This is a genomic window from Terrirhizobium terrae (assembly GCF_030323265.1).
Taxonomy (GTDB): Bacteria; Pseudomonadota; Alphaproteobacteria; order Rhizobiales; family Rhizobiaceae; genus Neorhizobium.
Window position 1 is genome coordinate 2,462,993 of record NZ_CP104992.1, and the last position, 16,449, is coordinate 2,479,441.

Genomic DNA, 16,449 nt, shown 5'->3' on the forward strand with positions numbered 1-16,449 from the left:
TGCCTTAAGCACGATGACGGCGCATGGCGGATAGTCCGCGCCGCGTCTGGTCCTCGCCATGATTTGCCGCCTGCGCGATGATGGGTCTTTTGCTGGCGTGAGACCTTCCGATGTTGACATCCAACGATCCCCTGCTACAGCCGTTTCAGCTCAAGCATCTGCGGCTGAAAAACCGCATCATGTCGACCGCCCATGAGCCGGCCTATTCCGAGGACGGGATGCCGAAGGATCGCTACCGGCTTTATCATCTGGAAAAGGCCAAGGGCGGCATCGCCATGACCATGACGGCGGGCTCGGCCAGCGTCTCGGCGGACAGCCCGCCCGCCTTCGGCAATCTGCTCGCCTACAAGGACGAGATCGTGCCGTGGCTGAGGAAGCTGACAGACGACTGTCATGAGCACGGCACGGCCGTGATGATCCAGCTCACCCATCTCGGCCGGCGCACCAACTGGAACAAGGGCAACTGGCTGCCCGTTCTGGCCCCGTCGCCGATTCGCGAACCCGCCCACCGCGCCTTTCCGAAGGAGATGGAGGACTGGGACATCGAACGGATCGTCGCCGACTATGCCGATGCGGCGGCCCGCATGCAGGAAGGCGGCCTCGACGGGATCGAGATCGAAGCCTATGGCCACCTGATGGACCAGTTCTGGTCGCCCGCCACCAATCGTCGCGAGGATGAATTCGGCGGATCGTTGGAAAACCGCATGCGCTTTTCCGACATGGTCCTGACCGCCATCCGCAAGTCGGTCGGCCCCGACTTCATTGTCGGCATCCGCATGGTGGCGGATGAGGACTGGGAGAAGGGCCTGTCGAAGGAGGAGGGGATCGAGATCGCCCGCCGACTTGTGGCATCCGGCAATGTCGATTTCCTCAATGTCATCCGTGGCCATATCGATCACGATGCCTCGCTGAACGAGGTCATCCCGATCCAGGGCATGCGGGCCTCGCCCCATCTCGATTTTGCCGGCGAGGTGAGGGCGGCGACGAAATTCCCGGTCTTCCATGCCGCCCGCATCGCCGATGTCGCGACCGCCCGTCACGCGATCGCCGAGGGCAAGCTCGACATGGTGGGCATGACTCGCGCCCATATCGCCGACCCGCATATCGTCGCAAAGATCATGCGCGGCGAGGAGGCGCGCATCCGCCCCTGCGTCGGCGCGACCTACTGTCTCGATAGAGATCTACGAAGGCGGTGAGGCGCTCTGTATTCACAATGCGGCAACCGGCCGCGAGGCGCTCATCCCTCATGATATCGCGCCGGCCGAGAAGTCGCGTCGCGCTGTGGTCGTCGGAGCGGGACCGGCGGGGCTGGAGGCGGCCCGCGTGCTGGCCGAACGCGGCCATGCCGTGACGGTGCTGGAAGCGACGGGAGAGGCCGGCGGGCAGGTCAATCTCCTGATCCGCAACCCGCGCCGCAAGGAAATGGTCGGCATCGTCGACTGGCGGCTCGCCGAACTCGAACGCCTCGGCGTCGAAATCCGTTACGATATCTATGCCGAGGGTGCGGATGTTCTGGCACTGGAACCGGATCTGGTCGTCGTCGCAACCGGCGGCTTCGCGCAGGTGCCGGAGTTGGATGCGGGTGAAGACCTAGTCACCAGCAGCTGGGATATCCTGGCCGGTGCGGTCAAGCCGTCGGGTCCGGTATTGCTGTTCGACGACAATGGGGGCCATCCGGGCATGAGCGCTGCGGAAGTGATCGCGGCATCGGGTGCCGAACTGGAACTGGTTTCACCGGAACGGTTCCTCGCGCCGGAAATGGGCGGCATGAACCATGTTCCTTACGCAAAGGCCTTTGCCGAGAGGCAGGTGAAGGTGACGATCAACACGCGGCTCAAATCCGTCCGGCGCGACGGCAACGGCCTGACCGCGGTTCTCGGGTCGGATTACTCCGACGCCAATACGGAGCGGCGCGTGGCGCAGGTGGTGGTCGAGCATGGCACCCAGGCCAATGCCGACCTGTTTCTGGAGCTGAAGCCGCTGTCGCGGAATCTCGGCGCTGTCGACTACAGGGCGCTGATCGCCCGCCAGCCGCCTCTGTTTGCACGCAATATGGACAGCGCGTTCGACCTCGTGCGGATCGGTGATGCCGTGTCGAGCCGGAATATCCATGCGGCGATCTATGACGCCCTGCGTCTCTGTTCTCTCTTGTAGGCAAAGAGAAAGGGCGGCGCCGCGGCACCGCCCCTCATCGTCAGTCTCGCCATTGGCGATGATCCACTCGTTCCGGGCTGTCGCTTACTTTGCGGGAGCCGTCGACGAGTTCGTGTCGCCGCCAGTGGAAGGCGTTGCCGGGGTTGCAGGCGTTGCTGCCGGAGCGGATGTCGTCGACGACGTTGTCGTCCCATCGGTCTCGGCCTGCTGATCACCCAGGGTCTTGAACGCCGGGGCCGCCTGCAGGGCCTCGGCTGTTTCGGTCGTGGTCAGACGCACTTCATTGTTGTTCTCGGCATCGCGGGCCATGCTGATCTTGCCCATCGGCAGGGCGACATCCTTTTCGCCGATACCGAGGAAGCCGCCGACACCGACCACGGCAGCGACGATGCCGCCGTTTTCTTCCAGAATGATATCGTTCACGTCACCGATACTCTCATTGTTGGAATTGTAGATCTGCTTGCCGATATAATCGTTGGCGCTTACCTGCGTTTCCGATTGCTGGGTCAGGTAGGCGGCGTCACCGGTTGCCGGCATGTCGGAATTGGCCGACGGTGCCGGTGCCATGCCCTTCGGTTCGGCCGGGGCCGTCGGGGCGGCGGGCGTTACCGGGCTGGCGCCGTTGTTGTTCGACTGTGCGAATGCGGGTGCAAGCGCGGTCGATGTCATGAGAGCTGCGGCTACGAGTGCTCCAAGGGTCTTTTTCATGGGATCCTGCCTCTTCTGTTTGTTCTTGTCGTTCAGCTCGGCCCGCGGTCTGTTTCTTGTGTTCTCACCGCGGGCTTCGATAGGCAAACAACGACAGAAGAGGTTTCGTTCCACGATTTTACGGACTTGAGAGGCGGGATTTGTGCCGATCTGGTGCAAACATCCCCGGTTTTCCGGGCTTAGAGCCTATAGGAAAATTCGTATTTTTCCTTCGCGCCTGTCGTGACCGCAAACAGGTTTCCTGCCATCGGATCTTCTGCACGACCTGCTGCGTCCAGTCCTTCCCATGACGAGGTAACCGCGATGCGACCACCGCCGATGAAGGCGGGGCAGGTGGTGCGCTTGGCCGGCAGCGCATAGCGTTCGATCAACTTTCCGTCGGTGCCGTAGTGATCGAGGGCGGCCTCGCCCCAGCGGGCATTCCAGATGTGGCCTTCGCCGTCGCAGACGGAGCCGTCGATGCCGCCCGGGTCCGTGCTGCCGTCGATGAAGATTGTGGGCTCGCCCATCGGCAGGCCGGTTGCCGGATCGACCGCGACCTTCATCAGCTTGTTGGCGCGGGTATCGACGAAATAGCCGGTGGCGCCATCCGGCGAGAAGCAGATCGAGTTGGAGATGCTGATCGCATCGAAGAGTTTCGTCACCTTGCCCTTGGCAACGTGATAGATCGCCCCCGCACCATCCGGCGCGGTCTTGCCCATCGTGCCGATCCACAGGCTGCCGGAGGCGTGCACCCGGCCGTCATTTGAGCGGTTTTCGGGCTTGTTGGGCTCCAGTTCGCAATGGAGCGACAGGTCGCCCGTCGCGCGATCGCGGATGAACAGGCCGTTGTCGCTCGCGATCAGTTGGCTTTTATCGTCGATGCGGGCGATCACGCTTCCCATGAAGGGCAGCGGATGGATGTTTTCCGTCATCGTATCCATCTTCAATTCGTGAAGCGCCTTGCCCAAAATGTCGAACCACCAGAGCGTATTGTTTTCCATTTCGAAGCTCGGCCCCTCACCGAGTTCGCAAGGGGAGCGCGAGAGGATGGTGCCTTCGAACGGGTGGACAGTCGTCATTTTTTCCTCGCCTTGATGTTTTTGCGGTGCTCCCTGCGGGGGCCATCGCATGGACTTACAAAATGTCATCCCCAGGAAAATGGTCAACAGAGATGCGCAATGCTGCAGAATCCGATTAAAAGCGATAAAATGTCAGTATCTTCGACGGGGATGGCCGGAGAAATTAACATCTCTTTCAAGTCTCAAGTGGAAGCTTGCAATTCACGAAGCACTCCATACGGGAGAAGGAAAAGAGCTTGCAACTTTTCTCTCGTCTCCTGCTAGATTTTGGTCGAAGAACCCCCTATCGATTCGGGCCTTCACGGGCGCATCACCTCACACGGTGGAACAAAGAAGTAGCAGATGTCCAAAACGGAAAAAGCCGCTGAACTGTCTGGCTTTGGTGTCGATGTCGGAGAGATCGCGGGTCTCGACACGCAGTTCGACGTCTTTCGTTTCATGAAGAAGCTGACGGAGTTCTATGATTTCCGCAGTTTCATGGTCCTCAACCTGCCGCCACCGACCGCAATGGAACTGGCCGGCAACACGATAATCACCAATTGGCCGGCGGAGTTGACCGCGCTATTTGATCGCGAGGGCCTGGGCAAGACGAGTTTCTTGCTCAAGCATCTTCGCAATTCCGTTTTGCCCTTCACTTACGATCTTGAAAACACCCGCTCGGCGGATGGTGACGAAAACCTCCGCGAAATTTTTGGGCGCTTCGGCATCTCGTCTGGCGCCTATTTCCCCGTCCACGATGCCTCGGGTAAACGAGGGGCGATTGCCTTTGGTGGATCGCGCCCGGCGCTGTCCGTACCGCAGATGATGGAGCTGACGTATGTCTCGGCGCACGTCTACGAACGACTGGCAGATTTCCGCAAGGCGGATATACGCCCTGGCGAAGTCCTGACCGAACGCGAGACCGATTGTCTCAACTGGACGGCTGCCGGCAAGACCAGTGCGGAGATTGCCGATATCCTTGGTCTCTCCGAACATACGGTCAATCATTACCTCAACCGCGCCGCCAAGAAGCTCGACACCGTCAACCGCACGCAGGCCGTTGCCAAGGCCCTGCGCGTCGGGCTCATTAAGTAAGCGACAGGTTGTTTGTCCAAGATTTGGGCATGAAGCTTGTGGTTGCGGCATCAGGGTGCCGCGTTATTCGGCCGTAAGTCGTGAGAAAATGTCTTTTCTCTGGGCAAAAGCAGGCTCTTCCCGTGTGGCATGTTTCATGCTTCCTATAGAGCCAGGTCCAGAGGGGACTGAAAAAAGCGCCCCAAGAGGCGTGAAGAAGCAAAAGCCGTCGTCCGGTCAGTGCGCCCCATGGCAGCCGACCGGGCGGCGGCTTTAATCTTTCGCGACTCGCGCTCTGTATCGGTCTTCGCCGTCTTGCTCCCCACCCATGCCAACTCCTATATAGCGGCAAGAAGATCATCGGCGGATCGGCGCGATCCGCCGCAATGGCAGTGAATGAGGAGTTCGACATGTCTGATGTGACCAAGGACCAGGTGCTGGCAGCGCTCGGCAAGGTCCGGGGACCCGATCTTGAAGGCGATATCGTATCGCTAAAGATGGTGTCGGACGTCTTCATCTCCGATGCCAAGGTGTATTTCTCGATCACCGTGCCCGCCGACCGCGCGCAGCAGCTGGAGCCGCTCCGGCTCGCTGCCGAAAAGACCGTCACCTCAATTCCTGGCGTCAAGGGCGCGCTCGTCACCCTGACCGCCGATCGAAAGGCTTCTCCGCAATCGCAGGCGCAAGCACCGCAGCCTGCACCGGCTGCAGGTCACGGTCATTCGCACGGTCATCAGCATGCTCCGGCAGGCGGCCCCGGTCAGGGCCGCGGCCCGGCCAATGCGAAGGCCGGCGTTCCGGGCGTCGGCGCGATCATTGCCGTCGCCTCCGGCAAGGGCGGGGTCGGGAAGTCGACGACCGCCGTCAATTTTGCCCTTGGCCTGAAGGCCAACGGCCTGCGTGTCGGTATTCTCGATGCGGATATCTACGGCCCGTCCGTGCCGCGTCTCTTGAAGCTTTCCGGCCGACCGGAACAGATCGATGGCCGCCTGATCAAGCCGATGGAAAATTACGGCCTGAAGGCCATGTCGATGGGCTTTCTCGTTGATGAGGAAACCGCGATGATCTGGCGTGGTCCGATGGTTCAGTCGGCGCTGCTGCAGATGCTGCGAGAAGTTGCCTGGGGCGATCTCGATGTTCTGGTGGTCGACATGCCGCCGGGCACGGGCGATGCCCAGCTGACCATGGCCCAGCAGGTGCCGCTTGCCGGCGCAGTGATTGTCTCGACGCCGCAGGATCTGGCGCTGATCGATGCCCGCAAGGCGGTGACCATGTTCAGAAAGGTCGAGGTTCCGCTCTTTGGTATCGTCGAGAACATGAGCTATTTCCTCGCGCCCGATACCGGCAAGCGCTACGACATCTTCGGCCATGGCGGTGCCCGCGCCGAAGCCGATCGTATCGGCGTCCCCTTCCTCGGCGAAGTGCCGCTGACGATGGACATTCGCGAACGCTCCGATCTCGGAGATCCGATCGTCCATGCCGATCCGGAGCATGAAATCTCGAAGATCTACAAGGACATCGCGGCCCAGGTATGGGCTCAGCTGTCGCAGGGCGCGCGTCGCAAGGCGCCGTCCATCGTGTTCGAATAGAATATGGCAGAGGGCCGGTCGGCCCTTGCCCGAAATCCCGCAGGACCATGAAACTCGGTGCAGGCGAAGCTTCTCGCCGATCACGTGTTTTGCCTGAAAACGCCCTCAGTCCTTGTGTTTTCGGCAGGTGAGGCATGCAATCGCGCACTTGCTTTTAGCAAAAGCTCACTTTATAGGCGCCTCGCGCTGACGACAGGTCGATAGCCAGCGAACTCTTCCGCCGCTTTTGGGCGAGGGTCCGAAGACGCCGGCCGAACATGAAGAATACGCAGCCTCGTCGCATAGCATTCCGGAAGATCGCCTGCCCGCACCTGCATGCAGCTCTCCGCATAATCCCCTTTTTCCGCTGGAAAGGCCGGCCTCGCGCCGGATACTACATGGGTCATCCCGCAGAACATCACGCAGCTGAAAAGACGCGTACGCACAGCCTGTTTGCTCTCGCACTTGGGTCGGTCGGCGTCGTCTACGGCGATATCGGCACGAGCCCGCTCTACGCGTTCCGCGAGGCCTTGAAGCCTGTCGCCAATGACGGCGTGACCCATGTGGAAATCATCGGCCTCATCTCGCTGATGATCTGGACCCTGACGGTGATCGTCACGATCAAATACGTGCTCTTCCTGCTGCGGGCCGATAACGATGGCGAAGGCGGCACGTTGTCCTTGCTGGCGCTGCTCACCAAGGCTGCCAAAGGCCAGCGCGCGATGCTGATGCTTCTCGGTCTGATCGGCGCCGCACTTTTCCTCGGCGACGCGATGATCACGCCCGCGCTCTCTGTTCTTTCCGCCGTCGAAGGCCTCAAACTGGTGACCCCGGCGCTCGACAGCGCCGTCCTCCCCATCTCGGTCGTCATTCTCGTCGCGCTTTTCGCCATCCAGTCGAAGGGTACCGGCGCGGTCGCGAAATTCTTCGGTCCGATCACCGCGGTCTGGTTCCTCGTCATGGGCGCCGCCGGCATCATGCATATTGCCGATGACTACAGCATCCTTCTGGCTTTCAATCCCTGGTACGCGATCGAATTCATGCTGCGCGAAGGCTTTGCCGGCATCATCGTGCTCGGCGCTGTCTTCCTGACCGTCACCGGTGCCGAGGCGCTTTACGCCGATCTCGGCCATTTCGGCCGCCGGCCGATCCAGTGGGCCTGGTTCCTGCTCGTCTTCCCGGCGCTGACGCTCAACTATCTGGGGCAGGGCGCCTTCGTGTTGAAGCACCCGGAGGCAATGAGTGATCCATTCTATCTGATGTTCCCCGAATGGGCGCTGCTGCCGGTCGTCATCCTGGCGACGGCTGCAACCATCATCGCCAGCCAGGCGGTCATCACCGGCGCCTTCTCGTTGGTGCGCCAGGCGATCCACCTCGGATACCTGCCGCGCATGCAGATCCTCTTCACCTCCGAGACCAATACCGGGCAGATTTTCCTGCCGGGCGTCAACACGCTGCTCCTGATCGGCGTCATTGCCCTCGTGCTCGGTTTCGAAAGCTCGGAAGCGCTGGCCACCGCCTATGGCATCTCCGTCACCGGTGCCATGGTCGTCACCACGCTGATGGCCTTCGAATTCGTCCGGCTGAAATGGAGATGGCCGCAGACGCTTGCGGTCGCCGCGCTGGCACCATTGCTTGCGCTCGAACTCGTCTTCCTCGGCGCCAACCTTTTGAAGATCCATGACGGCGGCTGGGTGCCTGTCATGATGGCCATCGCCTTCACCATCATCATGCTGACCTGGAAGCGTGGCACGGCCATCCTGTTCGAAAAGACGCGCCGCATCGACGTGCCACTCGCAACTTTCGTGCCCATGGTGGAAAAGCGGAGTGATCATGCTCCGGTTTCCGTCCCGGGCGTCGCGATCTTCCTGACCAGCGATCCGGAGACCGCGCCGGCGGCACTGCTGCACAACATCAAGCACAATCACGTCCTGCACGAGAAGAACGTCGTCCTGACGATCCGCACGGTCAACAAGCCGCGCGTCTCGCTGGAACAGCGCTATCACATCGAGAAGATCTCCGAGCGCTTTACCCTGATCGAACTGCGCTTCGGCTTCATGCAGTCGCACAACGTGTCCCAGGCGCTCGCCTATCTGCGCAAGACCGGCTTCAAGTTCGACATCATGTCGACCTCCTTCTATCTCGGCCGCCGCAAGCTTGTGCCGGATGCCGCGTCCGGCATGCCCATGTGGCAGGATCGGCTGTTCATCGCCATGGCCAATACCGCGACCGATCCGTCGGACTATTTCCACCTGCCGACCAACCGCGTGGTCGAACTTGGATCTCATGTGATCATCTAGGCCGATCCTTGAGAGCGAGCCCGGCCGACCCCACTTTGGCGTGTCCTCAAAGCAACATTCACGGTCTTGTTAAGTACGCGTGTGCTGAACAAGCCTGACGGGCAAGGCTTTACCCCTCGGCGTTAACCGCTCATCAAGGTTAATGATTCACTCTCAAGGCTTAGTCGTTGCCCGTTCTTGCCTTGTGGAGTTGCCGTTTTGCGTCCGAAGAGAGTTCTGCGTAAGAGGTCCCTGCCGCGTTGGGACAGGTTGGCCTCACCGGTCCTTCTGGGCCTTGCCACATGGCTCGTTTTTCCCGCCGTCCCCTCCCAGGGTGATCTGACCGACCTTCTGAATGGCGTGAACGGTTCGGCCGAGCGCTGGCGGATGGTCATCACCCAGTCGCCAGCCGGTTCCCTGCACACTGCCTCACTCGCCTTCCCAGGCGGTGCGAACATTCTCGGCGGCGATGCGGGCATCGCGATGCCGGATGGCGAAAAGCTGGCGCTGACCGGCAAGGTCAAGCCGGGCGAGGGCACGCCTGACGAGGATCGCGTCAACCGCGGCCAGAAGAAGGGCCGCGTCGTTGCCGTCGAGCCGATGCTGCCGCCGAAGGCCTTTTCGGCCGGCTCTGTGCTGGAACGCTCAAGCTCACTGACGACGCCCGCTCTGCTGGCGCCGATCACGGGTGACGAGGACATGACCGCCTTCGTCAAATCGGACAATGACCAGCAGCCGGTGGAACTCGCCGAATTCTATTTCCGCAAGGACGAGATCAAGGAACCGGGCCTCGCGCCGATGCTCGCCGACCTCGTCACCAACGATACTGCCGATATCCTGGCAACTGCCTATGCTTCGCCAAAGCCTGATTTCTCCCGCCAGTCGCCCTTCGATGCGATTCTCGGCACCAAGCCGAATGCCGGACGCTTCATTCCGCCGATCGGGCCGGAAGACCATGCTTGGGCCGCAAACCCGCTGCCGGAGGATTCGTTCTCGCCCAAGCAGCAGCAATGTCTCGCCTCGGGCATTTATTTCGAGGCGCGCGGCGAATCCGTGAAGGGCCAGGCGGCCGTCGCCCAGGTCATCTTGAACCGGGTGCGCAACCCCGCCTATCCGAGCACGATCTGCGACGTGGTCTACCAGAACGAGGATTGGCGCAACCGCTGCCAATTCTCCTTCGCCTGCGACAACATCAAGGACCGTGTCCGTTCCCAAGATCACTGGAAAATGGCCAAGGAGGTTGCAATGGCGACCACCGCCGGCAAGATCTGGCTGCCGGAAGTCGGGTCCTCCACTCACTACCATGCCGTCTACGTCCGCCCGAACTGGGCGCGCACGATGAAGAAGGTCGGTCGCATCGGCCTGCATGTCTTCTACCGTACCTATGGTGGTGGTTGGAGCTGATACACGCGCCTACATGCCGCCGATTCCCGCAACGGTTTTAGTGCCGGCGCGTGTAGAGCGGTATTAAGCCGCTGAATTCGCTATTCTAATTAACCTTGGATGAAGCATGCCGAACGCCTTGACTAGCAAGGCGCTCAAAACTATGTTGCGCGCGACTTGAAAGACGGGCCGGAAGGCGCGAAATCCCTCGCTAACCGTGGTCTGGCTCAGCCGGACGGGAGCGGCCGGTGGTGGAGGATGCGACAGATGGATGACCGTGGCGATGGTCTGGACGAGCGCCGGAAGCGCCTGTCGGCCGAATTGGCGGACAGGAAGGCTGAAGAGGCGGCAGAGGCGAAACGGGACGCGCAATCTGAAGAAAGTCGCAAGGGCATGGCCCTCGGCTTGAAGATTTCCTCCGAATTCATCTCGGCCATCGCAGTGGGCGCGGTTCTGGGCTATGGCTTGGACTATCTTGTCGGCACGTCGCCTTGGGGGATGATTGTTCTTCTTCTCCTTGGTTTCTGTGCAGGCGTTTTGAACGTCCTTCGCTCGGTGGGCAAGGTGGCACAGCCGCCGGTCTTCCAGAAGCGGGGCGACGAGGACGGGAAGGGAAGCGGGCACTAGCCTGGTTCCATATTGAATTGAGCCGCCGAAGGGCGGCATATGAAAGAGGGTAGACGGTGGCAAACGATCCGATCCATCAGTTCCAGATCAGCAAGATCGTTCCGATCGAGATCGGCGGCGTCGATCTCTCCTTCACCAATGCCTCCCTGTTCATGACCGCCACCGTGGCCTGCGCCGCCGGTTTCCTCTATTTCGCGACCTCCTCGCGCAGCCTCATCCCGACGCGCGCCCAGTCCGTTGCCGAAATGTCCTATGAATTCATCGCCAACATGCTGCGCGAAGGCGCCGGCAGCCATGGCATGAAGTTCTTCCCGCTGGTCTTCTCGCTGTTCATGTTCGTGCTCACCGCCAACATGATCGGCATGTTCCCTTACTTCTTCACCGTCACCAGCCAGATCATCGTCACCTTCGCGCTGGCCATGCTCGTCATCGGCACGGTGCTGGTCTACGGTTTCTACAAGCACGGCCTCGGCTTCCTGAAGCTGTTCGTGCCGAGCGGTGTTCCCGGCGCGCTTCTGCCGCTGGTCGTCGCCATCGAAATCATCTCGTTCCTGTCGCGTCCGATCTCGCTCTCCGTTCGTCTTTTCGCGAACATGCTGGCCGGCCACATCACCCTGAAAGTGTTCGCGGGCTTTGTCGGCTCGCTCGGAGCACTTGGCGCACTCGGCATCGGCGGCGCAATCCTGCCGCTCGCCATGGCCGTCGCCCTGACGGGTCTCGAATTCCTCGTCGCCTTCCTCCAGGCCTACGTCTTCGCGGTACTCACCTGCATGTACCTGAACGACGCGGTTCACCCCGGCGGGCACTAAGGATAACCACCATTGGCGTCCTGAGGCGTCAGTCATCAGCCGCAACACCCATTCAAGGAGTTCATCATGGAAGCGGAAGCAGCAAAGTTCATCGGCGCAGGTCTGGCTTGCTTTGGCATGGCCGGCACGGCTCTCGGCCTCGGCAACATCTTCGGCAGCTACCTCTCTGGCGCCCTGCGCAACCCGTCTGCCGCTGACAGCCAGTTCGGCCGTCTGGTTTTCGGCTTCGCCGTTACGGAAGCTCTGGGCATCTTCTCGCTGCTCGTAGCCCTGCTCCTCCTGTTCGTGGTCTAATATCGGACCTGGACTTCGGATCACGGCCGTTCGACGCGCGCCGTGATCCTTCGCATTTGGAATTCACCTGGAGGTGATGATGTTCGTGACTTCGGCACATGCGCAGACCGCGCCGGCCGCTCCTGAAACGCCTGCAGCACCGGGCGCCGCACCGGCGACCGATCCGCATGCTGCACCGGCTGGCGAAGTGCATACCGAAACCGGTGTCGCCCACGGCACCGAGCACGGTAGTGGTCCGTTCCCGCCGCTCGACTCATCCTTCTTTGCATCGCAGCTTCTGTGGCTCGCGATTACCTTCGGTATCTTCTACTTCGTCATGAAGAAGATCATCGTGCCGCGCGTCGGTGGCATCATCGAGGACCGCCAGGGCCGCATCGCCCGCGATCTCGAAGAAGCCGGTCGCATGAAGGCTGAGGCCGACGCTGCCGTAGAAACCTACGAAAAGGAACTGGCTGCAGCCCGCTCCAAGGCCCACGGCATTGCCGAGACCGCCCGCGAAGCCGCCAAGACCAAGGCCATCGCCGACCGCACCGCGATTGAAGCCGAACTGGCCGAAAAGCTCGCTGCCGCGGAAACCCGCATCGGCGAGATCAAGGCCAAGGCATTCACCGAGGTCGGCCAGATCGCCGAGGACACCGCATCCGCAATCGTCGATCAGCTGATCGGCGGCAAGGCGACCGGTGACGACATCAAGGCTGCCGTCGCGGCCGCCAAGACGGGAGCCTGATCACCATGGCATTCGACGCAACTTTCTTTACGCTCGTCGCGCTGATCATCTTCCTCGCCATCCTGGTCTATGTGAAGGTTCCGGGCATGCTGGCGAAGTCGCTTGACGCGCGCGCCGACAACATCCGCCAGGAACTCGAGGAAGCCAAGCGCCTGCGCGAAGAAGCTCAGGCCCTGCTTGCCGAATACCAGAAGAAGCGCAAGGAAGCCGAAGCTGACGCCGCCGAGATCGTCGCTGCAGCCGAACGTGAAGCCGCGGCCCTGACGGAAGAAGCCCGCCAGAAGACCGAGGAATTCGTTGCCCGCCGCAACGCTCTCTCCGAGCAGAAGATCAAGCAGGCCGAAGCCGACGCCATCGGCGCCGTCCGCGCCGCAGCCGTCGACATCGCGATCGCTGCCGCCGAAAAGGTCATCGCCTCGAAGGCCGACAAGACGACGCAGAACGCCCTCTTCAAGGACGGCGTCGCCAAGGTCCAGTCGCGCCTGAACTGATCTGTCTGGTCAGATATGGAATTGGAAAAGCCGGGTGGAGACGCCCGGCTTTTTTGTTGCGTGAACTCAAAGCAAAGCTGGCAAGTGATCACGGCGGTAGGCAAGCCATTCTGGCCAAATCTGCGCGACAGCTGTGCGCCGCGCTTCCATAGATAAACGGGAAGCAGCATCTAAACCGTTGGCGCAATATCGCAAATCAGAGGAATGGGTGATGATCAGGCGGTCGCCACCGAACTGATCAGCGGTCACATCTACGATCATGTCCTCGCAGCAGATCCACGCATGGCTCTCCCAGCATCGGCCTGCCAGGAAACCGGCATTGGTAATGCGCATCCTGCCGTCTTCGCCGAACGGATTACCCACCGCAATTTTGGCTGGAAAGCCTTCCATAATCAGTGCGTGAGAGAGGAAAAGGCTGCTTCGACCGCATGTGCCCCGTGATGCCGGCCTTGGAATGGTCAATCCGCTATGCAGGTGCCATCGTGGCCAAATGGTCTCAAGAAAGAAGCGGCACTCCGCTGCAAGACTGGCGAGAGCCGCTTGCCCGGCGCGCCTATTCAGCCGCCACATCCTTCTTCAACGGCCGAAAGCTCATGCGGTGCAGCGAGCAGGGGCCGTGCTGGTCGATGCCGTCGCGGTGCTGCCTGGTGCCGTAGCCAGCGTGTTTTTCAAAACCGTAGGCGGGGTAGACAATGCCGGCGCGGGCCATCATGCGGTCGCGGGTGACCTTGGCGATGATCGAGGCGGCGGCGATCGAGACGGAACGGCTGTCGCCCTTGATGACGGCCTGGCCGCGGCAGGCAAGCCCTCGCGGCACGTCGCGGCCGTCCGCAAGAACGAGGGCAGGCGGCGTACAGAGGCCGGCGACGGCGCGGCGCATGGCGTCGAGGCTGGCGCGCAGGATATTGCGCTCGTCGATATGGCGAGGACTGGAAGCCGCGATGGAGACACGCGCCGTCGCCATGATCGCCTCGAACAACATCTCACGCTGGATAAGCGTCAGCTGTTTGGAATCGTTGAGGCCGGTTGGAATATTGTCGGGATCGAGAATGACCGCGGCGGCGACAACCGGGCCTGCCAGCGGCCCTCTGCCCGCCTCGTCGGTACCGGCTACAGGCCAGTGTCCGGCATCGCGTGCGGCAAGCTCCAGGCTGAAGTCGCAGACGATCGGCGCGGCGTCGAAAAGCATCGGAGAATCGGGCGGCGTGCGAACCAACATGGCGGCAGGTTCGCACGCCGTCCCGATCTCCTGCAAGCCCCGACAGCGAGTGCGGCTTCGCTGTCCACCGGGGAACGCGGTGGGTTCGGGGCGCAGCGTTCTCGGCGGGCAGGGGAGGCGGGTAACCTTGCCGAGAACGAAGTCGAATTTAAATGGCGAAGAACAGGATGGATCATGGCAGATGCCACCTTGTTCCTCTTGGACGATTCACTCACCGCTCCTCGTTCCTCATATGTCCCTTTCGGAGCGTGTCTCCCGGCTCAGAGCAGCGACAGCTGGATGCCGCCGCCATTCGGGCGGAGGAACAGGTCATCGCGCAGCGGCATGCCGCGACGGGTCATGCCGAGCCGTTTTGTCGCCATCTCGAACCGGCGGCTGATCTGCCAGGCATAGGGACCGGCACCCTTCATCCGCTTGCCGAATTCTGCATCGTAATCCTTTCCGCCGCGCATCGAGCGAACCAGCGACATGACGTGCCGGTAGCGGTCAGGATAGTTGCGCAGCAGCCAGTCGCGGAAGAGCGGCGCCACTTCCAGCGGCAGGCGCAGGAGCACATAGCTCGCCTCCGTGGCACCGGCCGCATGCCCGGCGTCCAGGATGCGCTCTATCTCGTGGTCGTTCAGCGCCGGGATGATCGGCGATGCCATGACGGCGGTCGGGATGCCGGCATCGGTCAGGGCCTTGATCGCTTCCAGGCGCTTGGTCGGCGTCGAGGCGCGCGGCTCCATCGTGCGGGCCAGTTTTCTGTCCAGCGTCGTTACCGATATGCCGACCTTAGCTAGACCCTTGGAGGCCATGTCGGCCAAAATATCGATGTCGCGCATGATCAGCGCCGACTTCGTCACGATCGCCACCGGATGGTTGGCCTTGTGCAGCACTTCGAGGATCTGGCGCATGATCCGCCATTCCCGTTCGATCGGCTGATACGGATCGGTATTCGTACCGATCGCCATGGCTCGCACCTTGTAGTCCGGCTTGCTCAGCTCCCGCTCCAGCAGGCGCGGCACGTCCGGCTTGGCAAACAGCTTCGATTCGAAATCGAGCCCCGGCGACAGGCCCATGAAACTGTGGGTCGGGCGGGCGAAGCAGTAGATGCAGCCATGCTCGCAGCCTCGATAGGGGTTGATAGAGCGATCGAAGGGAATGTCGGGAGAATCGTTGCGGGTGATCGCCGTCTTCGGTTTCTCGACCTGCACTTCCGTGCGAAACGCTTCCAGTTCCTCGATCGTCTGCCAGCCGTCGTCGAAGGTCTCGCGACGCTCTTCTTCGAAACGTCCGCTCGGGTTCAGACCCGCGCCACGCCCCCGTCGCCGGTCGATATCGATCCGCAGACCGGACGATTGAACCAGTGCATCGGCAATATCTGCCGTATGGGCGGGCGCGAATGCTCCCTGCCTCAAATGGGACAGCTCGTTCATAAGGGGCTCCTGACGGGATCATTCCCGTACCTGATGATTAAATTCCTACCTCTTAAATGAGAACATTGCAAGAACAAACTTTGATGCGCTGTTGGCAAGCGCTTGTGCAATGCGATAAGGGTCAATCATGCTGACTGTCCTGATGGAATGCCGCGACCAGGAAGCTGAACTGGCGCAAACGCTTTCGATTCTCGTCTCCGCCGCAGTGGAGGGTCTTGTGAGTGACGTGATCATTCTCGATCACGCCTCGCGCGATGGCTCGTCGCGCGTTGCGGATGCGGCCGGCTGCCGTTTCCATACCCATTGGGACATCAAGGACGTGCTGCGCAGCGCCCGTGGCGAGTGGCTGATGCTGCTGGAGCCGGGTGCCCGCCCGCAGAGCGGCTGGATCGACGAGGTCGCGGAGCATCTGGCGGTGCAGAAGCAGTCGGCCCGTTTCTCGCCGGCGCGCAATTATCGCCGGCCGTTCTTCAAGCGCATCGGCCGTGCCGTGCCGCCGCTGGAATATGGTTTGCTGGTGCCGAAGCGCCATGCGATCTCGGTGGCGAAGTCGGGCATGTCGCTGGAAGTGCTGGCAAACGGCGAAAAGACGATCAGGCTGACGAGCGAAATGATCCCCGCCTGGGTCGCTGCGGCGCGCGGCGGGGCGTGAACCGTA

Annotated in this window: 15 protein-coding genes and 1 pseudogene; 11 read left to right on the plus strand and 5 right to left on the minus strand. The window is 61.5% G+C overall.

Annotation, left to right across the window (positions count from 1 at the left end; genetic code table 11):
- The first annotated feature begins 113 nt into the window (after positions 1-113).
- Positions 114-2,154, plus strand: a pseudogene (locus N7E02_RS19870) (oxidoreductase).
- 84 nt (positions 2,155-2,238) lie between these two features.
- Here the strand turns inward: N7E02_RS19870 and N7E02_RS19875 are convergent.
- Positions 2,239-2,862, minus strand: a complete 624-nt coding sequence (locus N7E02_RS19875) for a PRC-barrel domain-containing protein (RefSeq protein WP_286579342.1) — start codon at positions 2,860-2,862, stop codon at positions 2,239-2,241.
- Positions 2,863-3,041: 179 nt separating this feature from the next.
- Entirely contained in the window at positions 3,042-3,923 is an 882-nt protein-coding gene (locus N7E02_RS19880) for an SMP-30/gluconolactonase/LRE family protein (protein ID WP_286579343.1), read from the minus strand.
- A 342-nt stretch (positions 3,924-4,265) separates the two neighbouring features.
- Between N7E02_RS19880 and N7E02_RS19885 the strand changes: the two genes are divergently transcribed.
- From N7E02_RS19885 to N7E02_RS19925, 9 genes are all read left to right on the plus strand, one after another.
- Complete coding sequence (locus N7E02_RS19885; RefSeq protein WP_286579344.1) at positions 4,266-4,997, plus strand: helix-turn-helix transcriptional regulator; 732 nt, start codon at positions 4,266-4,268, stop codon at positions 4,995-4,997.
- 389 nt (positions 4,998-5,386) lie between these two features.
- On the plus strand, positions 5,387-6,565 hold the full coding sequence (locus tag N7E02_RS19890) for an Mrp/NBP35 family ATP-binding protein (protein WP_286579345.1): 1,179 nt from the start codon (positions 5,387-5,389) through the stop codon (positions 6,563-6,565).
- 377 nt (positions 6,566-6,942) lie between these two features.
- Complete coding sequence (locus N7E02_RS19895; protein ID WP_286579346.1) at positions 6,943-8,844, plus strand: potassium transporter Kup; 1,902 nt, start codon at positions 6,943-6,945, stop codon at positions 8,842-8,844.
- A 216-nt stretch (positions 8,845-9,060) separates the two neighbouring features.
- On the plus strand, positions 9,061-10,227 hold the full coding sequence (locus tag N7E02_RS19900) for a cell wall hydrolase (RefSeq protein ID WP_374730734.1): 1,167 nt from the start codon (positions 9,061-9,063) through the stop codon (positions 10,225-10,227).
- A gap of 246 nt (positions 10,228-10,473) precedes the next feature.
- The gene (locus N7E02_RS19905) at positions 10,474-10,833 is read left to right on the plus strand and encodes an AtpZ/AtpI family protein (protein ID WP_286579348.1); all 360 of its coding nucleotides are present in this window, start codon (positions 10,474-10,476) and stop codon (positions 10,831-10,833) included.
- 56 nt (positions 10,834-10,889) lie between these two features.
- The gene (locus N7E02_RS19910; protein ID WP_092997903.1) at positions 10,890-11,642 is read left to right on the plus strand and encodes a F0F1 ATP synthase subunit A; all 753 of its coding nucleotides are present in this window, start codon (positions 10,890-10,892) and stop codon (positions 11,640-11,642) included.
- Positions 11,643-11,708: 66 nt separating this feature from the next.
- The gene (locus N7E02_RS19915; protein WP_037087706.1) at positions 11,709-11,936 is read left to right on the plus strand and encodes a F0F1 ATP synthase subunit C; all 228 of its coding nucleotides are present in this window, start codon (positions 11,709-11,711) and stop codon (positions 11,934-11,936) included.
- A gap of 79 nt (positions 11,937-12,015) precedes the next feature.
- Positions 12,016-12,663: a F0F1 ATP synthase subunit B gene (locus N7E02_RS19920; protein ID WP_374730646.1), complete on the plus strand. Its 648-nt coding sequence runs from the start codon at positions 12,016-12,018 to the stop codon at positions 12,661-12,663.
- A 5-nt stretch (positions 12,664-12,668) separates the two neighbouring features.
- Positions 12,669-13,154, plus strand: coding sequence for a F0F1 ATP synthase subunit B (locus N7E02_RS19925; RefSeq protein ID WP_286579350.1), 486 nt, complete (start codon positions 12,669-12,671; stop codon positions 13,152-13,154).
- A 66-nt stretch (positions 13,155-13,220) separates the two neighbouring features.
- On the opposite strand, the gene N7E02_RS19930 is transcribed toward N7E02_RS19925, so the two are convergent.
- From N7E02_RS19930 to N7E02_RS19940, 3 genes are all read right to left on the minus strand, one after another.
- Complete coding sequence (locus N7E02_RS19930; RefSeq protein WP_286579351.1) at positions 13,221-13,544, minus strand: hypothetical protein; 324 nt, start codon at positions 13,542-13,544, stop codon at positions 13,221-13,223.
- 163 nt (positions 13,545-13,707) lie between these two features.
- Positions 13,708-14,373 carry a ribonuclease HII gene (rnhB, locus tag N7E02_RS19935; protein WP_286579352.1) on the minus strand — a complete coding sequence of 222 codons (666 nt, stop codon included), beginning with the start codon at positions 14,371-14,373 and terminating at the stop codon, positions 13,708-13,710.
- Between the two features lie 260 nt (positions 14,374-14,633).
- On the minus strand, positions 14,634-15,791 hold the full coding sequence (locus N7E02_RS19940) for a PA0069 family radical SAM protein (RefSeq protein ID WP_286579353.1): 1,158 nt from the start codon (positions 15,789-15,791) through the stop codon (positions 14,634-14,636).
- A gap of 127 nt (positions 15,792-15,918) precedes the next feature.
- On the opposite strand from N7E02_RS19940, the gene N7E02_RS19945 reads away from it, so the two are divergent.
- On the plus strand, positions 15,919-16,443 hold the full coding sequence (locus N7E02_RS19945; protein ID WP_286579354.1) for a glycosyl transferase: 525 nt from the start codon (positions 15,919-15,921) through the stop codon (positions 16,441-16,443).
- Positions 16,444-16,449: the final 6 nt, after the last annotated feature.